The 23802-nt window shown below is 60.1% G+C and carries 26 protein-coding genes; 15 read left to right on the forward strand and 11 right to left on the reverse strand.

Going from position 1 to position 23802, the window contains the following annotated elements; all coding sequences use genetic code 11:
- Position 1 precedes the first annotated feature (1 nt).
- On the reverse strand, positions 2 to 2527 hold the full coding sequence (locus tag ACR0CU_RS16660) for an ABC transporter permease (protein ID WP_170448402.1): 2526 nt from the start codon (positions 2525 to 2527) through the stop codon (positions 2 to 4).
- Complete coding sequence (locus ACR0CU_RS16665) at positions 2524 to 3219, reverse strand: ABC transporter ATP-binding protein (protein WP_170448400.1); 696 nt, start codon at positions 3217 to 3219, stop codon at positions 2524 to 2526. The genes ACR0CU_RS16660 and ACR0CU_RS16665 overlap by 4 nt, the downstream gene beginning before the upstream one ends.
- Before the next feature lie 49 nt (positions 3220 to 3268).
- On the opposite strand from ACR0CU_RS16665, the gene ACR0CU_RS16670 reads away from it, so the two are divergent.
- Positions 3269 to 3910, forward strand: a complete 642-nt coding sequence (locus ACR0CU_RS16670) for an arylesterase (protein ID WP_254437622.1) — start codon at positions 3269 to 3271, stop codon at positions 3908 to 3910.
- A gap of 3 nt (positions 3911 to 3913) precedes the next feature.
- Complete coding sequence (locus ACR0CU_RS16675; RefSeq protein ID WP_170526039.1) at positions 3914 to 4528, forward strand: SOS response-associated peptidase; 615 nt, start codon at positions 3914 to 3916, stop codon at positions 4526 to 4528.
- Between the two features lie 8 nt (positions 4529 to 4536).
- Here ACR0CU_RS16675 and ACR0CU_RS16680 read toward each other — a convergent pair whose 3' ends face one another.
- The 4 genes from ACR0CU_RS16680 to ettA form a co-directional block, all read right to left on the reverse strand.
- Entirely contained in the window at positions 4537 to 5097 is a 561-nt protein-coding gene (locus ACR0CU_RS16680) for a L,D-transpeptidase (RefSeq protein WP_170365294.1), read from the reverse strand.
- A gap of 191 nt (positions 5098 to 5288) precedes the next feature.
- Positions 5289 to 5495, reverse strand: coding sequence for a cold-shock protein (locus tag ACR0CU_RS16685; RefSeq protein ID WP_093963409.1), 207 nt, complete (start codon positions 5493 to 5495; stop codon positions 5289 to 5291).
- A 420-nt stretch (positions 5496 to 5915) separates the two neighbouring features.
- On the reverse strand, positions 5916 to 6281 hold the full coding sequence (locus ACR0CU_RS16690; RefSeq protein ID WP_170526038.1) for a hypothetical protein: 366 nt from the start codon (positions 6279 to 6281) through the stop codon (positions 5916 to 5918).
- Positions 6282 to 6365: 84 nt separating this feature from the next.
- A complete protein-coding gene (gene ettA / locus ACR0CU_RS16695; RefSeq protein WP_170343264.1) occupies positions 6366 to 8033 on the reverse strand; it encodes an energy-dependent translational throttle protein EttA in 1668 nt (555 codons plus the stop codon).
- Between the two features lie 136 nt (positions 8034 to 8169).
- On the opposite strand from ettA, the gene ACR0CU_RS16700 reads away from it, so the two are divergent.
- The 3 genes from ACR0CU_RS16700 (at position 8170) to dacB (ending at position 10838) form a co-directional block, all read left to right on the forward strand.
- A complete protein-coding gene (locus ACR0CU_RS16700) occupies positions 8170 to 8640 on the forward strand; it encodes an MOSC domain-containing protein (protein ID WP_170365291.1) in 471 nt (156 codons plus the stop codon).
- A 32-nt stretch (positions 8641 to 8672) separates the two neighbouring features.
- The gene (locus ACR0CU_RS16705; protein ID WP_409233606.1) at positions 8673 to 9275 is read left to right on the forward strand and encodes a nicotinate-nucleotide adenylyltransferase; all 603 of its coding nucleotides are present in this window, start codon (positions 8673 to 8675) and stop codon (positions 9273 to 9275) included.
- A gap of 84 nt (positions 9276 to 9359) precedes the next feature.
- On the forward strand, positions 9360 to 10838 hold the full coding sequence (gene dacB, locus ACR0CU_RS16710) for a D-alanyl-D-alanine carboxypeptidase/D-alanyl-D-alanine endopeptidase (RefSeq protein ID WP_170448391.1): 1479 nt from the start codon (positions 9360 to 9362) through the stop codon (positions 10836 to 10838).
- A 6-nt stretch (positions 10839 to 10844) separates the two neighbouring features.
- Here dacB and ACR0CU_RS16715 read toward each other — a convergent pair whose 3' ends face one another.
- Positions 10845 to 11267: a tellurite resistance TerB family protein gene (locus ACR0CU_RS16715; RefSeq protein WP_093963405.1), complete on the reverse strand. Its 423-nt coding sequence runs from the start codon at positions 11265 to 11267 to the stop codon at positions 10845 to 10847.
- A gap of 265 nt (positions 11268 to 11532) precedes the next feature.
- On the opposite strand from ACR0CU_RS16715, the gene ACR0CU_RS16720 reads away from it, so the two are divergent.
- From ACR0CU_RS16720 to ACR0CU_RS16730, 3 genes are all read left to right on the forward strand, one after another.
- Entirely contained in the window at positions 11533 to 13107 is a 1575-nt protein-coding gene (locus tag ACR0CU_RS16720; RefSeq protein WP_170448389.1) for a lysine--tRNA ligase, read from the forward strand.
- Between the two features lie 48 nt (positions 13108 to 13155).
- Entirely contained in the window at positions 13156 to 13557 is a 402-nt protein-coding gene (locus ACR0CU_RS16725) for a DUF4864 domain-containing protein (protein ID WP_170343260.1), read from the forward strand.
- 142 nt (positions 13558 to 13699) lie between these two features.
- Positions 13700 to 15985, forward strand: coding sequence for a glycosyl hydrolase family 28-related protein (locus ACR0CU_RS16730; RefSeq protein ID WP_170448387.1), 2286 nt, complete (start codon positions 13700 to 13702; stop codon positions 15983 to 15985).
- Positions 15986 to 16028: 43 nt separating this feature from the next.
- Here the strand turns inward: ACR0CU_RS16730 and ACR0CU_RS16735 are convergent, their stop codons facing one another.
- Positions 16029 to 16694: a hypothetical protein gene (locus ACR0CU_RS16735; RefSeq protein WP_170448386.1), complete on the reverse strand. Its 666-nt coding sequence runs from the start codon at positions 16692 to 16694 to the stop codon at positions 16029 to 16031.
- A 141-nt stretch (positions 16695 to 16835) separates the two neighbouring features.
- Between ACR0CU_RS16735 and ACR0CU_RS16740 the strand changes: the two genes are divergently transcribed.
- Both ACR0CU_RS16740 and ACR0CU_RS16745 read left to right on the forward strand, forming a co-directional pair.
- Positions 16836 to 17156, forward strand: a complete 321-nt coding sequence (locus ACR0CU_RS16740; protein WP_093963400.1) for an antibiotic biosynthesis monooxygenase family protein — start codon at positions 16836 to 16838, stop codon at positions 17154 to 17156.
- Positions 17157 to 17228: 72 nt separating this feature from the next.
- Positions 17229 to 17636, forward strand: coding sequence for a universal stress protein (locus ACR0CU_RS16745; RefSeq protein ID WP_093963399.1), 408 nt, complete (start codon positions 17229 to 17231; stop codon positions 17634 to 17636).
- Here the strand turns inward: ACR0CU_RS16745 and ACR0CU_RS16750 are convergent.
- Positions 17621 to 18130: a HugZ family pyridoxamine 5'-phosphate oxidase gene (locus ACR0CU_RS16750; RefSeq protein ID WP_170391959.1), complete on the reverse strand. Its 510-nt coding sequence runs from the start codon at positions 18128 to 18130 to the stop codon at positions 17621 to 17623. The genes ACR0CU_RS16745 and ACR0CU_RS16750 overlap by 16 nt on opposite strands.
- 71 nt (positions 18131 to 18201) lie before the next feature.
- Between ACR0CU_RS16750 and ACR0CU_RS16755 the strand changes: the two genes are divergently transcribed.
- The 4 genes from ACR0CU_RS16755 (at position 18202) to ACR0CU_RS16770 (ending at position 20088) form a co-directional block, all read left to right on the forward strand.
- On the forward strand, positions 18202 to 18642 hold the full coding sequence (locus tag ACR0CU_RS16755; protein ID WP_170360265.1) for an excalibur calcium-binding domain-containing protein: 441 nt from the start codon (positions 18202 to 18204) through the stop codon (positions 18640 to 18642).
- 160 nt (positions 18643 to 18802) lie between these two features.
- The gene (locus ACR0CU_RS16760; RefSeq protein ID WP_170360267.1) at positions 18803 to 19093 is read left to right on the forward strand and encodes a hypothetical protein; all 291 of its coding nucleotides are present in this window, start codon (positions 18803 to 18805) and stop codon (positions 19091 to 19093) included.
- A gap of 27 nt (positions 19094 to 19120) precedes the next feature.
- Positions 19121 to 19678 (forward strand): lysozyme, encoded by a 558-nt coding sequence (locus ACR0CU_RS16765; protein WP_170360269.1) that lies wholly within the window; start codon positions 19121 to 19123, stop codon positions 19676 to 19678.
- Between the two features lie 56 nt (positions 19679 to 19734).
- Complete coding sequence (locus ACR0CU_RS16770) at positions 19735 to 20088, forward strand: MmcQ/YjbR family DNA-binding protein (protein ID WP_170342062.1); 354 nt, start codon at positions 19735 to 19737, stop codon at positions 20086 to 20088.
- On the opposite strand, the gene ACR0CU_RS16775 is transcribed toward ACR0CU_RS16770, so the two are convergent.
- Positions 20085 to 20792 carry an ORF6N domain-containing protein gene (locus tag ACR0CU_RS16775; RefSeq protein ID WP_170448384.1) on the reverse strand — a complete coding sequence of 236 codons (708 nt, stop codon included), beginning with the start codon at positions 20790 to 20792 and terminating at the stop codon, positions 20085 to 20087. The genes ACR0CU_RS16770 and ACR0CU_RS16775 overlap by 4 nt on opposite strands.
- A 190-nt stretch (positions 20793 to 20982) precedes the next feature.
- Between ACR0CU_RS16775 and ACR0CU_RS16780 the strand changes: the two genes are divergently transcribed.
- Positions 20983 to 21531 carry an NYN domain-containing protein gene (locus ACR0CU_RS16780; RefSeq protein WP_170448382.1) on the forward strand — a complete coding sequence of 183 codons (549 nt, stop codon included), beginning with the start codon at positions 20983 to 20985 and terminating at the stop codon, positions 21529 to 21531.
- Positions 21532 to 21533: 2 nt separating this feature from the next.
- On the opposite strand, the gene uvrB is transcribed toward ACR0CU_RS16780, so the two are convergent.
- Positions 21534 to 23720, reverse strand: a complete 2187-nt coding sequence (uvrB, locus tag ACR0CU_RS16785; protein ID WP_170448380.1) for an excinuclease ABC subunit UvrB — start codon at positions 23718 to 23720, stop codon at positions 21534 to 21536.
- Between the last annotated feature and the right edge of the window lie 82 nt (positions 23721 to 23802).

Genomic DNA, 23802 nt, shown 5'->3' on the forward strand with positions numbered 1-23802 from the left:
TTCAATCGCTGGCCCGCAGGACGCGGGCTGGGCTGACGGATAGGGGGCGGAGGGCGAAGAACAGCCCTGCCAGCAGCGTGACGGCCAGCCCGGCAGCGACGATACCCAATGCCGAAGGCCATATCACCACAAAGCTGGTATCGAAAATGAATGTCGCCACCGCCCAGCCGCCAAGGATGCCGGCCAGCAGCGCCACGCAGCCGGCGGCCGCACCCAGAAGCGCCGAGCGCAAGCCAAAGCTGAGAAGTATCCGTCGGCGATCTGCGCCGATCGTCTTGAGGATTGCGGCCTCGTAGCGACGTGCGGGCTCTCCCGCGGCCGCTGCGCCGATCAGGACCAGAAAACCGGTCAGCAAAGAGACACCGGCGCCGTAGGAGGTGGCCGAGGCCAAACCGGCAAGCAGGCCCGAGACACGGTCGATCGCGTCCCGAACCCGGATCGCGGTGATGTTGGGGAACTGGGTCGCAAGGTCTTGAAGAATGGCTGCCTCGGCCTCTTCCTCGGCGTAAACCGTTGCAATGAAGCTATGAGGCGCGCCGGCCAGTGCGGACGGATTCATCGACATGATGAAACCCATGCCCGCGTTCGAGAAATCCACCTCGCGCAGCGATGTTATGGTCGCGGTGATATCACGCCCGAGAATATTTACCGTCAGTTCGTCACCAAGCTTGAGACCCATTTCCTCGGCCTCTTCCGCCGCAAAGCTGATCTGAGGCGGGCCTGAATAGTCCTCTGGCCACCATTCCCCGGCGGTGATGCGGGCGTTTTGTGGCGCATTGTCCGAATAGGTCACGCCGCGATCGCCCTCCAGAACCCAATGATCGCCCGCAACCTGATGTGCGGGCTGGCCGTTGATCTGCGAGATGATTCCGCGCAGCATTGGTGCGCTTTCTACGCGTGTGACACCGGGGTCGTTTTCAAGCCGGCTGCTGAAGCCGGGCATCTGGTCTTTTTGAATGTCCACGAAAAAGTACGACGGCGCCACGTCCGGCAGGTTCCCGGATATCGCATTGCGCAGAGTGCCGTCGATCTGTCCGACCGCAGCCAGAACCGACAGGCCCAATCCCAGAGACAGGACCACCGATGCGGCACCTTCACGGGGGTCGGAAATTGCGGCAAGTGCCCAACGCAACGCCGGGCGGCCACGGGCGCGTGTGGCGGCCCTTTTTGCCACATAGCGGATGCCTTGGGCCGACAGCGCCAACAGCACCAATGCGCCGACAAATCCACCTCCGGTCCAGAGGGTCAGCCACGGGGAGCCGCTGAACCAAGCGGCGGTTGCGATCAGTGTCGCCAGGGCCAGGCCCGTCGCCAACAGGTAAGCGGCGCGGGGCAGCCTGCGGGCACTGCTCAGCGCATCGCGGAACAGGGTCGCTGCCCGGACGTCCTCCGCCCGGGCAAGCGGCCACAGGGTGAACAGCAAGGCGGTCAGCAGGCCATACAATGCCGCCTCGAACAGCGGTTGCGGGTAGACAGAAAAAACGGCCGGTACGGGAAGCCGGCTTTCGATCAGAGGCGCGAGGAGAATCGGGGCCAGCCCGCCAAGGGCTACACCGGCGGCGATCCCGACAACCGAAAGGACGCCGATCTGGATCAGATAGGTCTGAAAGATCGTGGCGCGGTCAGCGCCCAGGGTGCGCAATGTGGCGATGGTTTCGGTCTTTCGGGCGAGATAGGCGCGTACGGCCGCGGACACGCCGATGCCGCCCACAGCCAGACCCGAGAGGCCCACCAGCACCAGGAACGCGCCGAGGCGCGAAACGAATTCGGCAATTCCGGGTGCGCCGTTGCGCGCATCGGTCCAGCGCAGTCCCGAACCCTGCAGAACGCTCTCTGCCTGTTCTGAGAGTTCTGTGAGGTCGGCTCCGATCGGCAGGTCCATACGGTATTTGGTCGAAAACAGCGTGCCGGGCTGCAATAGGCCCGAGTTTTTCAGATCGGTTGTGCGAACCAATGTGCGCGGGCCCAAGGTGAACCCATCTCCGGCCGCGTCGGGTTCGGATATCAGGGCGGCGGACAGCACAAAGTCCTGCGTGCCCAGTGCAAGACTGTCGCCGATGTCCAGCCCCAGACGCTCGATCAGAACCGGGTCCATTACTGCCCCGGGAAGGGTGGCATTTCCGTCCAACGCCTCGGACAGTGAGATTTCGGAGTCCAGTTGGACGGTACCGATCAGAGGATAGTCGTCATCGATGGCCTTGACCTGAGTAAGTCCGCGTTGCGGTGCGTCGCTGCGGGTCACGGCCATCGAGCGGAAATCGACAACTTCGGACACGCGATCCGCGTTTTGCTCCATCCATGCGGTTTCTGCTTCGTTCGCGAAGCGGTAGGTCAACTCGATCTGGGCATCGCCGCCCAGCAAGGCTGCCCCCTCTTGCGCAAGGCCGGTCATGATTGCTTGCCGCACCGATCCAACCGCTGCAATGGCGGCAACCCCCAGGGTCAGACAGGCCAGAAAAACCCGAAAACCGCGTAAGCCGCCCCTGAGTTCACGTCGGGCCAGGCGCGTCGCCAGGCGCAAGCTCATTCCGCTGCCTCTTGGCTGGCCTCTTCGGTGATGCGGCCGTCGCGCAATCGGACAACCCGGTCGCATCTGCGGGCCAGCGAGTGGCTGTGTGTGACGAGAACCAGCGTCGCCCCGTGCCGGTCGCGCAGGCCGAACAGCAAATCAACGATAGCCGCGCCATTCGTCTCATCCAGATTGCCGGTCGGTTCGTCCGCCAATAGGATCCGAGGCCTCGGGGCCGAAGCGCGGGCCAGCGCGACCCGCTGTTGTTCGCCGCCCGACAGTTGCGCCGGGTAGTGATCGCGCCGATGCGAAAGTCCCACTGCCGCCAATTCGGCCTCGGCCCGATCGAAGGCATCGCGGTGACCGGCTAGTTCCAGCGGGGTGGCTACGTTTTCAAGTGCCGTCATGGTCGGGATCAGATGGAAATTCTGGAAAACGACGCCCATCGCGTCACGGCGAAAGCGGGCAAGCGCATCCTCACTCATCGAGGTCAGGTCTTGTCCCAGTGCGGTGATGCGACCTGCGGTCGTCTGCTCCAGCCCGCCCATCAGCATCAACAGCGAGGATTTACCCGAACCGGATGGGCCGACGAGGCCCAGCGTCTCTCCCTCTTTGACGGTCAGATTGATGTCCCGCAAGATTTCAACGGGTCCTGCATTGCCATCCAGCGACAAAGCGGCATTTTGGAGTGTCAGAACGGGTTCAGTCATCAGTCTTTCCGAAAGGGGCAGTCATTTGGGATATGGAGCGGTCAGGAATTTGCGCAAGGCTCTGGCGGCGGGGCTGTTGTCGCTCTGCGGCATTGCTGCCACAGCCGAGCCGGTGGTCCTGGCCGCTCTCGGAGACTCGCTGACTCAAGGCTACGGCCTTGTCGAGGAGGATGGGTTCGTCCCTCAACTGAACCGGTGGCTGGATGCGCAAGGCGTGGAGGTGAAGATAATCAACGCCGGTGTTTCCGGGGACACAACGGCCGGTGGTGCGGCGCGTGTGGGCTGGACCCTGACACCAGAGGTGGACGGGATGATCGTGGCGCTGGGCGGAAACGACGTTCTTCGTGGGATCGACCCGGCGGTCTCGAAGTCGAATCTGGAAAAAATTCTGACCGAGGCGCAAACGGCCAAGGTTCCGGTTCTGCTGATCGGCATGCAGGCCCCGGGCAATTATGGCGCGGACTACAAACAGGCGTTTGATGCGATGTATCCGGATCTGGCCACCCAGTTCGGCACACTTTACGCCCCCAGCTTTTTTTCCGGGTTGCAGGCGGGTGGCGACCCCGGAGCCGTGCAGACCTACATGCAACCAGACGGGATCCACCCCAATGCGCGCGGCGTTGCGCTGATCGTGGATGATCTTGGACCTGCTGCCCTTGATCTGATCGCCGCCGCAAAACAGCGGCAGTAAACCGTGCCCGGGCGGTTCTTTCTGACGCGGCCGTTTTCCCAGATTTCCGAATTCCTGGGTCGAGAAACTGCTTGGCCGGATGAACAGCCGCGCCAGAACATACAACCCGGTCAGGAAGTGATCGTTCTGACTGCTGAAGGCGTCGGGCCCATGCGGTGGGGCATGATCCCCGTAGGGCGCGTCAATGCCCGGGGGCGACCGGTCATGGAAACGATCATCAATGCGCGGTCGGAAACGGTTTTTGACAAATCTGCTTTTCTAGGTGTCGGTCGCGCGGTTGTTCCGGTTGATGGCTGGTACGAGTGGACCGGCGAAAAGCGCCGCAAAACCGCGTGGCGGATTGAATCCGCCGACGGAATCCCCTTGTTGTTTGCCGCGATTACGGACAGATGGATCGCGCCCGGTGGTCAGCATGTCGATCAGTTCGCTGCTGTGACCTGCGAGCCGAACGATGATCTGCGGCCGATCCACCACCGCATGGGTGTCCTGTTGCGGCCCGAAGACGTCCGGACCTGGCTGAACGGATCGGACAGGCAAGCGGCAAGCCTTTGTGTCCCGTGGCCAAACGGAAGACTGAAGATTGAAAAAGCCGAAGGGGTGGATTGGTCGGGGCCTTGACCGCTGCCTTAGACGACGGTGACGACCGTTCCGATCGGGACGCGGTTGTACAGGTCGATCACGTGCTCATTCAGCATTCTGATGCACCCGTTCGACACGGCTCGTCCGATGGTCTGCGGCTGGGTCGTTCCATGGATGCGGAAATACGTGTCGACGCCATTCTGAAACAGATACAAGGCACGGGCGCCCAGCGGGTTGTCTCCTCCACCGGGCTGGACATAGTCATTGTCCTTGAATTTGGCATAGGCAACGGGGTCCCGCTCGATCATCTCTTCGGTCGGGCGCCAGGTGGGCCATTCCTTTTTCACGTCGATCGTCGCAGTTCCGGTAAATTCCAGCCCGGCCTTGCCGACGCCACAGCCATAACGGATGGCTTTGCGGGGCTCGGTCACGAAATACAGGTAGAACGAACGTGGCGCGACCAACAATTGCCCGGGCAAAAACTGCTTCTTGATCCGAACGATTTGCGGAGTCGGGTCGTATTCGACCGGCTTCTTTTTCGCGTGGGCCGTGCCAGGCACGGCGCTGAGAGCGGCAGCGGAGATCAGAAAATTGCGGCGTGAGAACATGGCAATACTCGGCTAATCAACAAAGAAAACAGGGTAGCAGTCTGTTCAGAATAGCCGATCCGGTCAATTCCCGCGCGGGTTTCACCGGAAAGTGATGTTGTTTTCCTGCCCCACTGGGGCTGGAAAGCGCGATCAGAAACCGCGCAAAAAAATGGGGGCGACGGTCATCCGTCGCCCCCAAGAGACCTGGTTTAGGCCAGTTCGATGTTGTCGGCGCTTTCGCGACCGTCGCGACCAGCGCGCAGTTCATAGGTGACTTTCTGGTTGTCGGCCAGACCAGTCAAGCCCGAACGTTCGACGGACGAAATGTGCACGAACACGTCTTTGCCGCCCTCTTCGGGTGCGATGAAGCCGAAACCTTTGGTGGTGTTGAACCATTTTACGGTGCCTGCGGGCATATCCGTATCTCCTGTATTAGTGCTGCCCACGGAATTGCGGCAGCCCGGCGTCGTTGTCTGGATCGATAGACTGAACGCCGAAAACGGAGACAGTAGGTCGAAGTAGAATAACGTAAGCTCTTTGCATATGGCACTGAGAGGGCCATATGGCAAGGGTCAGTTGGGCAGAATGTGTTGTGCTTTCAGGGGCCAGCGGGCGTTTTGAACATAAATCCGCCGAACTGAATTCGAATCCGCTACGGACTTTTCGGTGTCAGATTATCGCGTCCCATCCGGGCAGAACGGACACGAATCCAATAGCGGATCGGCCAAGAAATAGGATCGGTCACCTGTCTGATAGTCGACTCCAGTCAATGGCATTCGGACGCCCGAGAGCCCGTTTCGGCACAAGCAATCAGCCAGATGCCGGGATGTCGTTTTCTAGATTCGTGCCGAGATGATGTTGAACATCGCGGATGCATCGACCCACAGGAACACGGAAAAAATCAAGGTCGCAAGTGCCAGGAGAAGCATGCGAAAAAGGTTGCGATTTGGAGTGGTTTTGAGTGCACCCGGTGCAGGTGAGTCGTGCCCCCAATCTATCTTAAAGAAATAGCTGTTAGCCCCGTAAACCGTCAGAAGCAGACGAAGACGGGTGGGCGGTGCGCCGCTTACCCTCAATAGATACTCGGTATACTCTTTCTTGAAGTTGAAGAATGGAAACACAGACGCCAAGATCAGCATAGACACCCACGCCGAAATGCTTGCGAGCACAAAGAAGCCAATCAACAGTAGCGCTTCCGCCATACCGTTCTCCAACTGTCCATCATCCCGGTGATAGTATGGGCTGATTTCTGCTCACACTATCCATCCGGAGATGTGTCAGGAGTGTTATCGCGCAAACTTCTTATGCTTCAACCGCTTGGGCTCCAACGCGTCCGGTCCCAGGCGGCGCTTCTTGTCTTCTTCGTAGTCTTCGAAGTTGCCCTCGAACCATTCGACATGCGCATCACCTTCAAAGGCCAGGATGTGCGTACAGATCCGGTCGAGGAAGAAACGGTCGTGCGAGATGACCACGGCGCAGCCGGCGAAATCGACCAGCGCGTCTTCCAGCGCGCGCAGGGTTTCTACGTCCAGGTCGTTGGTCGGTTCGTCCAGCAGCAGGACGTTGCCGCCCTCTTTCAGCAGGCGGGCCATGTGGACGCGGTTGCGCTCACCTCCTGACAGCAGCGAGACCTTTTTCTGCTGGTCGCCGCCCTTGAAGTTGAAGGACGAGCAATAGGCGCGGGAATTGACCTGCGCGTCACCCAGTTGGATGATCTCGGCGCCGCCGGTGATCGCCTCCCACACGGTGTCGTTGTCGTTGAGGTCGTCGCGCGACTGATCGACATAGGACAGTTGTACCGTGTCGCCGTATTCAATGGTGCCGGCATCGGGCTTTTCCTGGCCGGTCAGCATCTTGAACAGGGTCGACTTACCGGCGCCGTTGGGACCGATGACGCCGACGATGCCGCCCGGCGGAAGGCTGAAGGACAGGTTCTCGATCAATTGCTTGTCGCCCATATGCTTGGCCAGCCCGTTGACCTCGATCACCTTGCTGCCCAGGCGCGGGCCGTTGGGGATGACGATCTGTGCGCGGGTCAGCTTTTCGCGCTCGGACTGTTCGGCCAACTCGTTGTAGGCGTTGATGCGGGCCTTGGATTTGGCCTGACGCGCCTTTTGCCCCTGACGCATCCATTCCAGTTCGCGTTGCAGGGTCTTCTGCTTGGATTTGTCCTCGCGGGCTTCCTGCTCAAGCCGCTTGGCTTTCTGCTCCAGCCACGAGGAATAGTTGCCCTCGTACGGGATGCCACGGCCGCGGTCCAACTCGAGGATCCAGCCGGTGATGTCATCCAGGAAGTAGCGGTCGTGCGTGACGATCAGGATCGTGCCCTTGTAGTCGATCAGGTGCTGTTGCAGCCAGGCGATGGTCTCGGCGTCCAGGTGGTTGGTCGGTTCGTCCAAGAGCAGCATGTCGGGCGCTTCCAGCAGCAGCTTGCAGAGCGCTACGCGGCGTTTCTCGCCGCCCGAGAGGTTGGCGATGTTGGCATCGTCCGGCGGGCAGCGCAGCGCCTCCATCGAAACGTCGATCTGGCTGTCGAGGTCCCACAGGTTTTCCGCGTCGATCGCGTCCTGCAGGGCTGTCATCTCTTCCATCAACTCGTCCGAGTAGTTCTCGGCAATCTCCATCGCGATCTCGTTGAAACGGTCGACCTTGGCCTTTTTCTCGGCCACGCCCAGCATGACGTTTTCGCGGACGGTCAGGGATTCGTCCAACTGAGGTTCCTGTGGCAGATAGCCGACCTTTGCGCCCTCGGCGGCCCACGCCTCGCCTGTGAAATCGGTATCGAGGCCGGCCATGATCTTCATCAGGGTCGACTTACCGGCGCCGTTCACGCCGACGACACCGATCTTTACGCCGGGCAGAAAGCTCAGGTGAATGTTTTCAAAGCACTTCTTGCCACCGGGATAGGTCTTTGAGACACCCTGCATGTGGTAGACATATTGATAGGCGGCCATGTCGCGTCCTCTGGGTCGGGGAATTCAGGTTGACCCGCTTGATAGCCAAGCGGGACGGGCGGGGCAAGCTGGTGCTTTGGCGAATTTCTGGCTGGCCTTATGCGCTGGCCTGACCGGACTGGGAAGGATGCTGGCAATGCCGGAACTTGCGCAATTGGTATCGGGTTGGGCCAAGGCCGGGCGGATCGAATGGATCGGCGTCAGACCGGGGCGACGATTGGATATGATCGCACTGGGTCAGGCCATGATCCGGGAAGACGGGGTTGAGGGCGATCGCGGTCGCTCGGGGAAGCGTGCGGTGACCCTGGTTCAGCACGAGCATCTTGCCGCGATCGGCAGCTATTTGGGGCAAGGTCCGGTCGCACCGGACGTGCTGCGGCGCAATCTGGTGGTTTCCGGCATCAATCTGGGCGCTCTCAAAGGGCGCGAGGTTCAGGTCGGCACCGCCATCTTGCGGATCACGGTTATCTGCGCGCCTTGCAGCAGGATGGAAGAGGCGTTGGGCAACGGGGGGTACTCTGCCGTGCGTGGGCATGGCGGCTGGTGTGCCGAAGTGGTGCGATCGGGGGCGGTCGGTTTGGGCGATGCTGTGCAACCTGTTGATTGACAAGGCCGGCGAGTTCTGGACTACAGCAGGGGATGTTGCGAAGCGCGATACCATATGCGCGGCCCGGTCAGGTCGTGGGACTGTTCGGGGGATCGTTCGATCCACCGCATCAGGGGCATGTGCACGTTACACTGGAGGCGATGAAGGCTTTTGGATTGGATCGGGTCTGGTGGTTGGTGTCGCCGGGGAACCCGCTGAAGGCTCGCGGCCCGGCTCCGATCGATCAGCGAGTTGAGGCCGCACGGTCCATCATGCAGCATCCCAAGGTTGAGGTGACTGACATTGAGGATCTGACCGGCACCCGCGCCACGGCTGACACACTTGCTGCATTGCGGCGGCTCTATCCGCAGGTTCGGTTTGTTTGGCTAATGGGGGCTGACAACCTGGCCCAGTTTCACAAATGGAAGGACTGGCGGTTGATCATGGACACCGTTCCTGTGGGCGTGGTGGCGCGCCCCGGAGATCGGATTTCAGCCCGCATGTCACCGGCGGCGCGTGTCTATGCCAAATACCGGATTGACGGAACGGCGCGGCATCTTTTGGGTCGGGCCGATGCGCCGGCCTGGTGTTTCGTGAACGTGCCGATGGTCGATGTCAGCTCGACTCAGATACGCTCCAAAGGCGGCTGGACCTGACAGGTGTTGCCTGAACAGCCCCGATGGGCACATAATTCAGGTGCATGGTTGTTTGCCTGTGATCTCTGGGATTTTATTTGACCCATGACTGATCGTATTTCGAGACGTTTCTTTCTGGCCGGCGCCGGTTCGCTTCTGATCCCCACCGCGGGTCTTGCCGGGGCGCCAACTGTCTCATTGCGGCCTGTTGCCCGTGGCGCCGAGTTGAGCGGTGCCGAACGCATCATTCAGGCGGCGCGATTGAAGGGGGAAGTGGTCTTCGCCGTGGCAGACGTAAAAACCGGCGCGCAACTGGAGGAATTCGGCGGGGCCCGCGGCTTGCCGCCGGCCAGCGTCGCCAAAGCCCTGACCGCGCTTTACGCGCTGGACGTTCTGGGGCCGGACCATCGGTTCGAAACAAAGCTGATCGCAGATGGTCCGATTGAAAACGGAATCCTCAATGGTGATCTGATACTGGTCGGAGGCGGCGATCCGGTATTGGATACCGATGCTCTGGCCACGATGGCCGCCAACCTGCGCAAGGCCGGACTGACCGAGGTTCGGGGTGCGTTCAAAGTGTACAGCGGCGCATTGCCCTATGTATTCAGCATAGACCCCGGTCAGCCTGATCATGTGGGCTATAGCCCTGCGATCAGTGGAATTTCCCTGAACTTCAACCGCGTGCATTTCGAGTGGAAACGCCAAGGGTCCAGCTATGACGTGACCATGGACGCACGCAGTGCCAGTTATACGCCGTCGGTGGACATGGCCGCGATGCGGATCGAAAATCGCAACCTTCCGGTCTACAGCTATCAACCCAGCGCGCGGCAGGACCGCTGGACAGTTGCCAAGGGCGCGCTGGGTAATGGTGGCGCCAGGTGGTTGCCCGTGCGCAAACCGGGTTTGTATGCCGGGGATGTGTTCCGCACTCTGGCCCGGGTGAACGGCATCGTCCTGGGGCGGGTTCAAGTCACACGCGAGGCCCCCAGCGGCACCGTTCTGGTCACGCATCAGAGCGATGAACTTACCAGCATAGTGAAAGGGATGCTGAAATATTCGACCAACCTCACGGCCGAGATGGTGGGGCTGGCTGCGACCGTCGCGCGGGGTAGGCGGCCGCAAACACTGGCAGAGTCCGCGGATGAGATGAATCGCTGGTCGGCTCAGACCTATGGCGCGTCCGGTATTGCTATGGTGGATCATTCGGGGTTGGGCGATGCTTCGCGAATGGTGCCGTCTGGCCTGGTCAAAGTTCTGGTGGCCGCTCAGCAACATGAAACGCTGCGACATCTGTTGAAGCCGTTTACCCTGACCGACGCCAAAGGCCAGCGGATCCAAGGGCACCCGATCAAGGTCGACGCCAAGACCGGAACCCTGAACTTTGTATCTGGCTTGGGCGGGTATCTGACCACCGCCGAAGGATCCGAGTTGGCCTTTGCGATATTCACTGCCGATCTTCCGCATCGGGCGACCATCGCGCGTGAAAGCCGCGAACGCCCTGAAGGCGCGCGCAGCTGGAATCGCAGGTCTCGCAAACTGCAGCAGGCCCTCATCGAGCGCTGGGGCGCGCTTTATGGCAGCTGAATCCGATCAGACGGTGTGACGCGCCCGTGCGCCGCGCTCGATCGCTGCGGCGTGCAGCCGATCGATCTCCAACTCATACCGGATCTCTTCCAGCAGCCGCAGTTCGGTTTCGGCCAGCGAGCCGTCGGCGGCGGCGACATCGCAGGCCAGAGCATAGGCCGTTTCGTTCAACCGCTCAGGCAGGTTGTCCCGGATCAGACCAAACAGTGCGTCCAGACCATCTTCCTGCTCGAACAGATCAAACACGATCTGCGAAACCCGGCGCATACGGTCGATATCGTAGTCGGCAAACACAGGCAGCATATTCACGGCTGTCTCGATCTTGACCAGTTCGACGGTGCGGATGTTCTCGTCCGAGGCTGAGACGGCCACCATGATCGCCACAAGGCAATCCTGCGGCGACATCGGGTGGGAAACGGGTTGGGTCATGGGAACGTCCTGCGATTGGTATCGTGCCGCACGTTATTGAGGTGTGGCAAAGGGTTCAATATCTTGTTTTCCAATACATACCGATGTCTGCTTGTGTCCTGATCAGAATTTTCTGTGTTCCTGGTCACGAGCAACCGTCTGAAATCGTAGCAGGGGCGGCGTTTCTCGCCTGTGGTCATTGACTCACGCTGCATCTGCACAATAGGAGATGCCGGTCGGTCGCATTGAGCGACCCTCGCTGATTTCCCGATGGAGAACGAACGAAATGTCTGAACTGCGTGAAACCGCCATGACGTCAAAGGCCTGGCCTTTCGAAGAGGCGCGCCGGTTGCTCAAACGCTATCAGAAGTCTCCACCGGAGAAGGGCTTCGTTCTGTTCGAAACGGGATATGGCCCGTCGGGCCTGCCGCATATCGGCACTTTCGGTGAGGTGGCACGGACCACGATGGTCAAGCGCGCCTTCGAGGCCCTGTCGGACATTCCCACCAAGCTGATCTGCTTTTCGGATGATCTGGACGGAATGCGCAAGGTCCCCAGCAACGTGCCGAACCCCGAGGCCCTTGAAGCCTATCTGCAGCAGCCGCTGACTTCGGTCCCTGACCCGTTCGGCGAGTATCCCAGCTTTGGTGAACACAACAACGCCATGCTGCGTCGTTTTCTGGATACGTTCGGGTTTGAGTACGAGTTCTATTCGGCGCGCGATTTTTATCGTTCGGGTCAGTTCGACGAGATCCTGAAGCGTGCAGTCGAACGATATGACGACATCATGGCCATCATGCTGAAAAGCCTGCGCGAGGAGCGTCAGCAGACCTATTCGATCTTCCTGCCGATCCATCCGGAAACGGGCCGAGTCCTTTATGTGCCGATGAAAAAGGTGTGCGCCGAGACCTACACCGTCACCTTCGATGATGAAGATGGCAAGGAGTGGACGCTGCCCGTGACTGGCGGCAATGTGAAGTTGCAGTGGAAACCGGATTTCGGAGCGCGCTGGGCGGCGTTGGGCGTCGATTTCGAGATGTATGGCAAGGAACATGCGACCAACGAAAAGATTTATGACGCGATCTGCCGCGCGCTGGGCGGCCGTGCGCCCGAGCATTTCTCGTATGAGCTGTTTCTCGATGAAAACGGGCAGAAAATCTCGAAGTCGTCCGGAAACGGAGTGTCGATCGACGAGTGGCTGACCTATGCGCCGACCGAGAGTCTGGCCTATTTCATGTATCAAAAGCCGAAGACGGCAAAGCGGATGCATTTTGACGTCATCCCGAAGGCATATGATGAATACCATCAGCAGTTGCGTGCCTACCCCGGGCAGGATCTGAAGGCTCAGTTGAACAACCCGGTCTGGCACATTCACGGCGGTGACGTGCCGGAATCGACGTTGATCGTACCCTTTGCAATGCTGCTGAACCTCGCGTCGGTTTCAGGTGCCGAGGACAAGGAGACTCTGTGGGGCTTCATCCGCCGCTATGCGCCCGAAGCCACGGCCGAAAGCCATCCGGACCTCGACAAGGCTGCCGGTTTTGCAGTGCGCTACTTCAACGACTTCGTGAAGCCGACCCGCAAGCATCGGGCGCCGACGGAGCAAGAGCGCGAGGCGCTTGAAGCCCTGAAGTCGGCGCTTGAAGCCTATGACGGTCCGGTCGAGGACGAATCCTTGCAATCGGTGGTCTATTCCATCGGCCGCGAGCGCTTTGACCCGATGCGCGGCTGGTTCACAGCCCTTTACGAGGTGTTGTTGGGCGCCAGCCAAGGTCCTCGGTTCGGCGGGTTCATCGCCCTTTATGGCGTCCCCGAAACGATTGCACTGATCGACAAGGCCCTGGCCGGAGACCTAGCCTGATTTGACCACATACTGCATGGGGCTACTTTTCCGGCAGGAGGTGGCCCCATGCGTCGACTTTTGCTTGCAGTTTCCCTGAGTGCCGGTCTGGCAACAGCCGCAGTTGCCCAAAGTGGCGACATCGAAGCCAATATCGCGGCACAGATTGAAGCCTTCAAGGCCGATGACTTCGCCACGGCCTTCACCTTCGCCAGCCCCAACATCCAGACAATGTTCCGCACGCCCGAGAATTTTGGCGCGATGGTGCGCAACGGCTATCCAATGGTCTGGCGCCCAGCTGAGATCCGATTTCTGGAATTGCGGCAGATCTCAGGGTTCTGGTGGCAGAAAGTGATGGTGGTGGATGCGAACGGCCGGGTTCACATCCTGGACTATCAGATGGTCCAGCTGGAAAACGGCTGGAAGATCAACGGGGTGCAACTGCTTGGCAACTCCGACCCATCCGCCTGACGCAACACCCACCGTCACGATGATATGAGCGACGGTTAATCCCTTTTCGATACTCAGACCAGCGTGTCCGGGCGGCTTCCGGATCCGAAATCTGGCATGCGCCATAGCCTGAAGAGTGGGCGCGTTTGGGAAAGGGTATTCAATGAACAAGGCAATCACCGACGGAATCGTTTTCACGCCGCCGCAATTCGCGAATGGTCTGGATGTGTGGTCCAGCGGCGACGGCACTCCGGGCTCACCGACCTATGACGGATCGGGAACGGGAGTGTTCGTGCCTGCAGATGCGGAGTTTGGCGGTTGTCTTGAGATACTGAAGGTCAATCCCACGCAGCAACTGCGGTACATGGGGCAGACGCCGCTTCTGCCGGGCTGCTATTTGCAGATCAAGGCGCGGGTCAAAGCGATCAGCGGGCCATTGCCGCAGGTCCGGATCGCTGGATGGGCCGGAGGGGCCGGCGACGTGCACCTTTCCGGACTGACCGAACAGGGCCCGGCCATTCAGCTGTCGGCCTATGGCGTGGTGCACGAGGTCACCGCCATCGTCGGGATTGGACAGCGGCCGGGCGTGGACATGCCTTGGGGCATTTCGGCGCTATACGGGCATTTCGGCCTCGATATCGAGGGGGCAAACGGCGCGCTCGTTCGGATCGATGATATCGAAATTACCGATGTCACCGGGATCTTCTTGCGCGACATGATCAGCCTTGTGGACGTGCGGGACTATGGCGCGTTAGGAGATGGTGTGGCCGACGACTCGGCCGCGTTCGAGGCGGCAGACCAAGCCGCGGGAGGTCGCCGCATCTATGTGCCGCAGGGAACCTACCACCTGGCACAGGATGTTGGGCTGGACGCGGAGGTCGACTTTGAGGGCACGGTCACGATGCCTGATGACAAGATGCTTCTTCTGACCAAGAATTTCGATCTGCCGACTTACATCTCCGCCTTCGGCGATGAAGCCCTGGCCTTCAAAAAGGCGTTTCAGGCGCTGTTGAACAACTCGGATCATGAATCGCTGGACCTGGGCGGCCGCAAGATCTCGGTGTCCGAGCCGATCGACATGCAGGCCGCCGTACCCAATCGCGGCAGCTACTCCACTCGCCGCGTGATCCGCAACGGGCAGTTCGACGTCAAGAGCAGCGCCTCATGGGACACCGAGACCTTTACCTCTGTCGCAACATACGATCCGGCGGATCCTTACAAGTTGTCCGGTGTGGCCAACGTGGCCAATATCCCGCTCGGGTCGTTGGTTCAGGGCAGCGGCGTTGGACGTGAGATCTATGTTCGGTCCAAGGATGAAGGTGCCGGTGAGATCACCTTGAACGCACCTATCTATGATGCGGCTGGCACGCAGACATTCACGTTCGTTGCTTTCAAGTACCTGTTGGATTTCTCGGGCTTCAGTGCGCTCCAGAAATTCGCGATGGAAGACATCGAGTTTCAATGCAACGGGCGCTGCAGCGCGATCCGCCTGTCGCCGGGCGGGAACACGTTCGTTTTGAAAAACTGCTTTGTCAGCCGTCCGTTGGATCGCGGCATCACTTCAATCGGGGTGGGGTGCCAGGGCATTTTGATCGACGGTTGCCAGTTCCTGTCCAGCGAGGAGTCTCTGGACGTGCCCGACCGCAGTTCGATTGCCATCAACGCCAATGCCAACGACGTCAAGCTGCGCCACAGCAGGGCCGTTCGTTTCCACCACTTCGCGGTTCTGGGTGGAGACAACAACCTGGTTCTCGGCAACCATTTCTTTCAGGGCGACAGCGTGTCGAACGGTGTGCGCAATGCGGGTTTGGTGATGATCGGGGCCTACAACAGCTCTTCGATCGCCGACAATTATGTCGACAACTGTTTCATCGAGTGGAGCAATGAGCGCGATGCCGAGCCCGACTACACCTCGGGCTATTCCTTCAGCGCCATGAGCATCACCGACAACATCTTCTATTCAAGCGACGTTGCCCCGTGGTTCGCCTATATCGTCGTGCGCCCGCATGGCGTCGGGCATTTCCTGAACGGAATGACGGTCACGGGCAACAAGTTCCGAACGGCGAACGGGTCAATCGACCGCGTGGACAAGGTTGATACAACTTTTGCCGATCTGAATCCTGATCGGCATGTGAATGTCACGTTCGCAGACAACACGTATCACAACGTGACACTCAAGACCGCGAACCCTCTGCGGGTCCGTCACGAACAAAATACGGCGGCCTCTGCCTGGACGGTGGACTCGGATGGTGCATTCCCCTTTGGTGGGCAGGCCCGCAGCTGTGACAGCGTCGTCGTGCTGGACGGGCTGAGAACCGCCTTTGGAACTCTGCGCTATACGGCCCCCTATGTTCAGTTGCAGCAAGGGACGAACCAGGACCAGATCAAGTTGCGTTGGTCCGAGGCCTTGAGTGGTGAAGTTTCGGTGATCATGCGGATCGAGGTCTGATCCGTGTCGGCCGGTCGCTTTTGGGGCGGCCGGCGCGCAGCATTCAGAACTCGCGCCACAGCGCGAATCTCAGGCCTGGCCTGTCCCGGGCGGCGTTGCGCTCGACCCCGATTATCCAGGTGTTGGGGCCGCTTTCGGATCGAAACATCGCCGAGGGTCGCGCGCTCCAATAGAGCGGGCGGCCAGGTACATAGGACGTTTCGATCTGGAGCAGGGGATTGACCCGACGGTGCGACGACAAACCCACTGTCAGGTCCAGTTTTCGGATCAGAGCGTCATGGCTTCGGTACTCCAGCGCGGCATCAGCCGCCATCCAGCCACTGCCATATCGGGCCTGAAATCCTTTGCCCCAAGACAGGGTTGCCTTGTACATCGCCCATGCGCGGGTTTCACGGTGATGCGCGCCGACACCCAACTCGGCCGCCAGACGCCCACCGTTGGAAAATTCGGCAACCGGTAGGCGCGCAAACACCACGGCGTGACCGTAGAGTTCTTGATGCTCTTCCGCGTCCAAACCCAGCGTCAGATTTGGGCGCATTCCCCATTCCCCATAGAGCGAGGACTTGAAGCGGATGCCCTTCCCGGGCTCGGAAAACGCCGTCAGGGCCAACGAGGTGAACGAGGCGCCTTCTTCACGTAGCCATGCCCCGGCCAAGGCCGGAGTTGAAAACACAAGGCTTGCACACAGGAAGGCGATCAGGCGGGCCATTTGCGCAGGATCATCAACCTTGGTTAACGGAAGGTTAGCGCTCGGTTCATTTTTTTCGGAAACTTTTTCGCGCCAGCTCAACGAAAGGCAGGACGTTTGAAAAACCTGTGCTAGGCTTGGGTCAGACAAGGGAGATGACCGATGCCGAAGATATCAAAAGACGCCAGTGTTCAGACCGTTATCACCACTTTCGAAATGACCCCCGGAACCTGCCAGGACCTGCTGGAAGCGTTGACCGACGCCTATGCGAACTTCATTTCCAAGCAGCCCGGTTTTGTCGCGGCCGGACTGCATGTCAACGATGCCCAGACCCGCATCGCGAACTATTCGCAGTGGGAGCGGCGGGAAGACTTTCTGGCCATGCTGCGAACGCCTGAAATGCGCGAGCGCAACCGCAAGATCAACGAATTGTGCAAAAGCTTCGAGCCGGTGATGTACGACGTGGCCGAAACATTTGACTGATCCTGACCTGAATCAAGGTCAGAAGACTTTGGCTACTGCTATCTGAACGCGAAACTCAAGGAGGCGCCAGCCATGTATCACAATATTCTTGTCCCGATTTCCTTCGATGCCGAGCGTGACACGTCGGGGCCGCTGAAGCTGGCCAAGCTGTTGGCGACGCCAGATGCCAAAGTGACCCTGTTGCATGTTGTCGAGCATATCCCGGACTACGCAATCTCTTACATGCCGGCCGAATACCTGACCGAAGCACGGCGCGCGATCCAGGATGAGCTGAACATTCTGGCCGCCAAGCTGCCGAACGCCAAGGGCGTTGTGGTCGAGGGCCATTCGGGGCGCACGATTCTGGATTGGGCGGAAACCAACAAACCTGACCTGATCATCATGGCTTCGCACCGACCGGGGATGCAGGATCTGTTGCTCGGCTCGACCGCGACACATGTGGTGCGCCACGCCAGCTGCGCAGTTCACGTCGTTCGCTGATTTGATGGCGGGCAAAGGTCTTCGCGTGTCATCTTCCACGCTTTGCCGAACCCGCCATTGAGAAGCCCATCAACAATCTCGAAACGCACAAAACGGAAATCTGCGAAGTCGATATATAGTCCGGCCTTCGGACGCTGTGACAAGTAGCGTGCCCGAAGCGCGGTATGCTCCTCGGTCGCCCGTGGGATCGGGCGCGCCGTGCAGTGCAGGGTCAGCCGGGGATGGGTCAGTGGATCACCTTTGTCAGCGGGCTCGCCGATCAGCAACGCGCAGGCCGGATATGCCTCCAATGCGCGTGAGTGCTCCGCCAGATCCGAGATCAGGGTCAGCGGCCATCCAGCACTGTCGGTGGCCAGTGCGATGCGGCTGATCGACGGCAGTCCGTTGTCCGTTTGTACCACGGCAAGCGCGGCAAAACGGGCCTGCGCGATGAGATCAAGGGCCAGTTCCCGCGCAGTCTCGTCGACCGGTTGAAACGGGTTTCGAGTGTTCACGTGGCGCCCTCGCTGGATTGCGTCATTCCGATGCCTCGGCTTTGCCACATAGTTGGTGTATCGCCAAGGTTATGAAGCTGAAGACAACCGTATATAACGAACCCGCACCAGATCCGCGCTTGGCACGTCGACAGCGCAAGGCTGATGCCCTGCGCCGACATGCGCTGTCCCCTCTGCGCATTCTGCTGATGGTGCTGGCCCTACCGCTGACGACAGGGATGATCGCGCTGGGCGTATATCTCCGGACTTCTGATCTGGAGCGGACCGAAGCCGTGATGCACCTTGTGGCGCTGGCTGGTTGCGATGCTGCTCGCTCCGTTGGTCTTGGGCCGATGCGCGAGGGACAGCTTGGATACCACAAACGCAACGACCCTGACGGCGACGGGATCGCATGCGAGTCCAGTGTCCGGGCCGCGACGCGGTCGGCTGTGCCGGTCCAGGCACCTGCGTCCACGCAAAGCACGGCGCCCAAACCGCGGGCTGTCGGAAACGCCAAATTTGTCCGCCCCTGACGGCCATGGAAGATACCTATCTTCATGGTTGAACCTTTTCGCGCACATGATCGCGTTGCCTGTGTCCCTGCGTGATTTGGGCAGGACGTGGTAGGATCATACCGTCCGCTGGCAGTTTGCCGCGGTTCGGGGTCTGGACCCCAAGCGAGGGAGGACAACCATGTTTGCACGCGTTACCCAGTTCAAAATGAAGCCCGGCACCCGCGAGGCCGCCACGGCCCGAATGAACGATCTGAAGGATCAGATCATGGGCATGCCCGGTATGCACTGCTTTACGAATGTGATGAACGAGGACGGCAGCGGCTATGTGATCTCGGTCGTCGAAAGCGAGGCGACATCAAACGCAAACGCCCCCAAGGTTGCCGAGTTGTGGGGCCAGTTTGCCGAGTATCTTGAAGGACCTCCGACGCCGATGGGGTATGATGTCATTGCCCACTGGGACAAGGGGTGACATCGGCCGCCACTCGGAGATGGCCTGATGCCTTACAAGATCACACCGCGTATTGCCGCCGAGCTTATCTCGCACGAGGCGATCGTGCGCGAGGCCTATCTGGATTCCGTTGATGTCTGGACCTGGAGTGTGGGGATCACGTCGGCCTCGGGCCACACGGTCTGGCCGCGTTATCTGGACAACCCCCAGACCTTGCGGCGCTGTTTTGAAGTGTATGAGTGGGCTATCCGCACCAACTATCTGCCTGCGGTGGAAACGGCCTTTGCCGGCCACGCCCTGACCGAGGCGCAGTTGGGCGCGGCCTTGTCCTTTCACTACAACACCGGGGCCATAGACCGGGCCGTTTGGGTGGGCAGATGGAAGGCCGGGGATGTGGCCGGCGCTCGACGCGCGATCATGTATTGGCGGCGGCCGCCTGAAATACGCCCGCGGCGGCGCAAGGAGCGCGCTCTGTTCTTCGATGGCGTCTGGTCGGGCACGGGCACCGGAACCGAGTACCAGGTGCGAAAACCGTCCTATCGGCCAGACTGGTCCAGCGCGGCGACGGTTCAAATCGGCGACGTTCTGCAAGACCTGTTCGGTTAGGCCCGACAGGTCATGCTTGCTTGCGAAATCCTTGCCGGCCCGTCAGGATCGGCGTCATGACCCGAGACGAATTCAACGCTTTCTGCGCCTCTCTCAAGGCCACGAGCCACGTTGTGCAGTGGGGCAATGCGGATGTGTGGAAGGTGGGTGGCAAGGTGTTCGCGATCTGCGGCTGGAACGACGGCAAGGATGCCTTTACCTTCAAGGCCACCGACCTGGCCTATGAGGTGCTACAGGATCAGCCCGGCATCCGGCCCGCGCCCTATCTGGCCTCGCGGGGAATGAAATGGCTGCAGGTTTACGACGAACGCGGGATGAGCGACGCGTCCCTGCGCGACCACATCGTGACGTCCTACGAGATGGTCGTGGCCAAGCTGACGAAAAAGATGCGGGCCGAGCTGGGGCTTTAGCCCTTCATCGCCTGCAGCAGTTCGATCAGCCGATTGCGGTCATCGTCATCGGCATAGTCGCCCGCAGCCAACCGTTCAGCGATGCGCAGGCGCAGGCGCTCGTGCTGGGTGCGCACTTCCTCGCCTGCGGTTTCGGCCAGCGTTTTCATGATCACCGCCACCGCCTGCTGGCGCTTGGTAGTAGGGTTGGCGATGTAGTCGACCAGGCTCTGCTGCCCGGAATCGAGGATGTTTTCGGCCAGCGCCCGCAATTGCTCGCCATTGGGCAGCAGCGGGGCGGGGGTGCCTTGGGGCGGCAGGATCTCGGGCGCGCTGCGTGGGGTTTCAGCGAGGGCGTTCGCACCGTCGACGAAGGCCTCGGTGATCATGCGGGTGATCTTGATCGCGCGCGGATCCTTGAACAGGGTCGAGGCGATGGCCACGCCGTAATCGGTATAGACCCACGGATTGACCCGCCGCCCGCCGCGGCCTTTGGGCTTTGAAATCACATTCCGTGATGTCAAATCGGCCACCTCGGCGTCGGTCAGCTGAAAGCGGTAGCCCTCGAACAGGTCCTTGTTGCGCGAGACGGCCTGATTGAAGGCGCTGACGGATTTTCCGTAGAACCGCGCCAGATCCTCGGCCAGCACCACGCGGGTGCCGCGCACCCGGTGAATGGCGCTTTGGACCTCATGCGTGGAGGGCAAGTTCTTGGCGTTCGTCATGGCTGCCGTTTGGAATCACAATTTGTGATTTCAAACGTGGAGGAGGGAGGGGTGCGTGGCAAGGGATGAGTGAGGGGCGTAAACTAAGGGGCGGACAAAACGCAATAACAGAAATTCTAAAGAAAGGGCTCTTTACGGAAGTAAAGTCACCTCTATTGCGGGGTGTGCAAAACTTGCTATCAATCTCTGTATGATTAGGTTTGCTTTCTTGTTAATTTTTTCCTTAGCAGCGGTGTTATTGTCGGTGACGGCTTTCGGTCCGGTCATAACATTTCCAATGTTGGCCGGGGTCGTCGGTTCAGTTCTGGCAATTATACAATTAATTAGAACTAAGCTGCGCAAACAAGCCAATTGGGTCGTGATAGACGGGTCAAATGTGCTGTATTGGAATAACGATAAACCTGACCTAGACTCTGTAAGAATAGTAATTGACGAGCTAATCTCGGAAGGGCTTGAACCTGTAATCTGGTTTGATGCAAATATCGGTTATTTGGTTGCCGGCCGTTACCTAGATCCAGCAAAGCTGTCCAAAGCACTTCGGTTTCCCGCACGTCGTATTTGGGTTGCGCCGAAAGGAACGCCTGCTGATCCGCTGTTGATTACGGATGCTCAAAAACTGAACGCGCGGATAGTATCAAACGACAGATATAGGGATTGGGAACAGCAGTTCCCGAATATATCTCAGAAGGATGTCTTCGTGCGAGGCAAAATAAAGGACAACCGTGTAGAGTTCAGGTAAATTCACATCTTCCTTCTCTTCACATTCCCACCCCGCTGCCCCGGCCGTCCGGCCGTTGACCGTCCCTGCGAGCGAATTGCGTCTTCCGAGGCTTTCTCGACTGCCCATTGCCGCGCCATGGGGTCGTCGGCGACGGCCAGATCGACCGCTTCCAGGCGCTTGATCTCATCCCGGATGCGGGCGGCTTCTTCGAATTCCAGGTTCTCGGCCGCCTTGCGCATCTGCTCGCGCAACCCGTCCAGATGGGCCTCGAGGTTGGCGCCGTGCATCGGTTTCTCGATGGTGGCGGTGACGCGGTTCATGTCCACGTCGCCGGCATAGAGACCGGCCAGAACGTCCTCGACATTCTTCTTCACCGTCTCGGGCGTGATGCCGTGTTCCTCGTTATAGGCGATCTGCTTGGCGCGGCGGCGGTTGGTTTCTTCCAGCGCGCGCTCCATGCTGCCGGTGATGCGGTCGGCATACATGATCACGCGGCCCTCGGCGTTGCGCGCAGCGCGGCCGATGGTCTGGATCAGCGAGGTTTCCGAGCGCAGGAAGCCCTCTTTGTCCGCGTCCAGAATGGCCACCAGCCCGCATTCGGGGATGTCGAGCCCCTCGCGCAGCAGGTTGATGCCCACCAGCACGTCGAAGGCCCCCAGCCGCAGGTCGCGCAGGATCTCGATCCGCTCGATCGTGTCGATGTCGGAATGCATGTAGCGGACCTTGATGCCCTGTTCGTGCATGTATTCGGTCAGGTCTTCGGCCATGCGTTTGGTCAGCGTGGTGACCAGCGTGCGGAACCCCTTGGCCGAAACCTTGCGCACCTCGTCCAGCAGGTCGTCGACCTGCATCTCGACGGGGCGGATTTCGACCTCGGGATCCAAAAGGCCAGTGGGGCGGATCACCTGTTCGGTGAAGACGCCGCCGGTCTGCTCCAGTTCCCACTTGGCCGGCGTGGCGCTGACGAAGACCGACTGCGGGCGCATGGCGTCCCATTCCTCGAACTTGAGGGGACGGTTGTCCATGCAGGAGGGCAGGCGGAACCCGTGTTCGGCCAGCGTGAACTTGCGCCGGTAGTCGCCGCGATACATGCCGCCGATCTGCGGCACGCTGACGTGGGATTCATCGGCAAAGACGATGGCGTTGTCGGGGATGAATTCGAACAGGGTCGGGGGCGGCTCGCCCGGTGCGCGGCCGGTCAGATAGCGCGAGTAGTTCTCGATCCCGTTGCAGACGCCGGTGGCCTCCAGCATTTCCAGGTCGAAATTGGTGCGCTGTTCCAGCCGCTGAGCTTCCAGCAGCTTGCCCTCGCCCACTAGCTGGTCCAGCCGTTGGCGCAGCTCCTTTTTGATGCCGAGGATCGCCTGCTGCATCGTCGGTTTCGGCGTGACGTAGTGCGAGTTCGCATAGACGCGGATCTGCTCCATCGTGTCGGTGCGCTCGCCGGTCAGGGGGTCGAATTCGGTGATGGCCTCCAGTTCTTCGCCGAAGAACGAGAGTTTCCAGGCCCGGTCTTCCAGGTGGGCGGGCCAGATTTCCAGGGAATCGCCCCGCACCCGGAAGCTGCCGCGCTGGAAGGCCTGATCGTTGCGGCGGTATTGCTGAGCCACCAGATCGGCCATCACCTGCCGCTGGTCGTATTCGTTCCCAACCTTCAGATTCTGCGTCATCGCCCCGTAGGTCTCGACCGATCCAATGCCGTATATGCACGACACCGAGGCCACGATGATCACGTCGTCACGTTCCAGCAGCGCCCGGGTGGCCGAGTGGCGCATCCGGTCGATCTGTTCGTTGATCTGCGATTCCTTCTCGATATAGGTGTCGCTGCGCGGCACATAGGCCTCGGGCTGGTAGTAGTCGTAATACGAGACGAAATATTCGACCGCGTTGTCCGGGAAGAAACCCTTGAACTCGCCGTAAAGCTGGGCCGCCAGCGTCTTGTTGGGGGCGAGGATGATGGCGGGGCGCTGGGTTTCCTCGATCACCTTGGCCATGGTGAAGGTCTTGCCGGTGCCGGTGGCGCCCAGCAGCACCTGATCGCGTTCGCCGTCCAGGACACCGGCGGCGAGTTCCTTGATGGCCGTTGGCTGATCCCCGGCCGGTGCAAACTCCGTATGCATGACGAACCGCTTGCCGCCCTCAAGCTTCAGGCGGGCGCGGACATCGTCGACGGTCAGCTGGGTTTTGTCAGAATGTGCATAGGGCATCGGCAGGCTCCGCTTGGGCTTCTTACATTTGTTCTTATTTTGTCCGCATGCAACCCCTGCAGCGCCGGTCATTTGCATGGCC

The organism is Ruegeria sp. BC2 (assembly GCF_056539245.1).

Excerpts from the sequence above, each read along its gene's own strand:
- ACR0CU_RS16660 (WP_170448402.1), bottom strand. The coding sequence starts at position 2,527 with ATGAGCTTGCGCCTGGCGACGCGCCTGGCCCGACGTGAACTCAGGGGC.
- ACR0CU_RS16665 (WP_170448400.1), bottom strand. The coding sequence starts at position 3,219 with ATGACTGAACCCGTTCTGACACTCCAAAATGCCGCTTTGTCGCTGGAT.
- ACR0CU_RS16680 (WP_170365294.1), bottom strand. The coding sequence starts at position 5,097 with ATGTTCTCACGCCGCAATTTTCTGATCTCCGCTGCCGCTCTCAGCGCC.
- ACR0CU_RS16685 (WP_093963409.1), bottom strand. The coding sequence starts at position 5,495 with ATGCCCGCAGGCACCGTAAAATGGTTCAACACCACCAAAGGTTTCGGC.
- ACR0CU_RS16690 (WP_170526038.1), bottom strand. The coding sequence starts at position 6,281 with ATGGCGGAAGCGCTACTGTTGATTGGCTTCTTTGTGCTCGCAAGCATT.
- ettA (WP_170343264.1), bottom strand. The coding sequence starts at position 8,033 with ATGGCCGCCTATCAATATGTCTACCACATGCAGGGTGTCTCAAAGACC.
- ACR0CU_RS16700 (WP_170365291.1), top strand. The coding sequence starts at position 8,170 with ATGCCGGAACTTGCGCAATTGGTATCGGGTTGGGCCAAGGCCGGGCGG.
- ACR0CU_RS16705 (WP_409233606.1), top strand. The coding sequence starts at position 8,673 with ATGTTGCGAAGCGCGATACCATATGCGCGGCCCGGTCAGGTCGTGGGA.
- dacB (WP_170448391.1), top strand. The coding sequence starts at position 9,360 with ATGACTGATCGTATTTCGAGACGTTTCTTTCTGGCCGGCGCCGGTTCG.
- ACR0CU_RS16715 (WP_093963405.1), bottom strand. The coding sequence starts at position 11,267 with ATGACCCAACCCGTTTCCCACCCGATGTCGCCGCAGGATTGCCTTGTG.
- ACR0CU_RS16720 (WP_170448389.1), top strand. The coding sequence starts at position 11,533 with ATGTCTGAACTGCGTGAAACCGCCATGACGTCAAAGGCCTGGCCTTTC.
- ACR0CU_RS16725 (WP_170343260.1), top strand. The coding sequence starts at position 13,156 with ATGCGTCGACTTTTGCTTGCAGTTTCCCTGAGTGCCGGTCTGGCAACA.
- ACR0CU_RS16730 (WP_170448387.1), top strand. The coding sequence starts at position 13,700 with ATGAACAAGGCAATCACCGACGGAATCGTTTTCACGCCGCCGCAATTC.
- ACR0CU_RS16735 (WP_170448386.1), bottom strand. The coding sequence starts at position 16,694 with ATGGCCCGCCTGATCGCCTTCCTGTGTGCAAGCCTTGTGTTTTCAACT.
- ACR0CU_RS16740 (WP_093963400.1), top strand. The coding sequence starts at position 16,836 with ATGCCGAAGATATCAAAAGACGCCAGTGTTCAGACCGTTATCACCACT.
- ACR0CU_RS16745 (WP_093963399.1), top strand. The coding sequence starts at position 17,229 with ATGTATCACAATATTCTTGTCCCGATTTCCTTCGATGCCGAGCGTGAC.
- ACR0CU_RS16755 (WP_170360265.1), top strand. The coding sequence starts at position 18,202 with ATGAAGCTGAAGACAACCGTATATAACGAACCCGCACCAGATCCGCGC.
- ACR0CU_RS16760 (WP_170360267.1), top strand. The coding sequence starts at position 18,803 with ATGTTTGCACGCGTTACCCAGTTCAAAATGAAGCCCGGCACCCGCGAG.
- ACR0CU_RS16765 (WP_170360269.1), top strand. The coding sequence starts at position 19,121 with ATGCCTTACAAGATCACACCGCGTATTGCCGCCGAGCTTATCTCGCAC.
- ACR0CU_RS16770 (WP_170342062.1), top strand. The coding sequence starts at position 19,735 with ATGACCCGAGACGAATTCAACGCTTTCTGCGCCTCTCTCAAGGCCACG.
- ACR0CU_RS16775 (WP_170448384.1), bottom strand. The coding sequence starts at position 20,792 with ATGACGAACGCCAAGAACTTGCCCTCCACGCATGAGGTCCAAAGCGCC.
- ACR0CU_RS16780 (WP_170448382.1), top strand. The coding sequence starts at position 20,983 with ATGATTAGGTTTGCTTTCTTGTTAATTTTTTCCTTAGCAGCGGTGTTA.
- uvrB (WP_170448380.1), bottom strand. The coding sequence starts at position 23,720 with ATGCCCTATGCACATTCTGACAAAACCCAGCTGACCGTCGACGATGTC.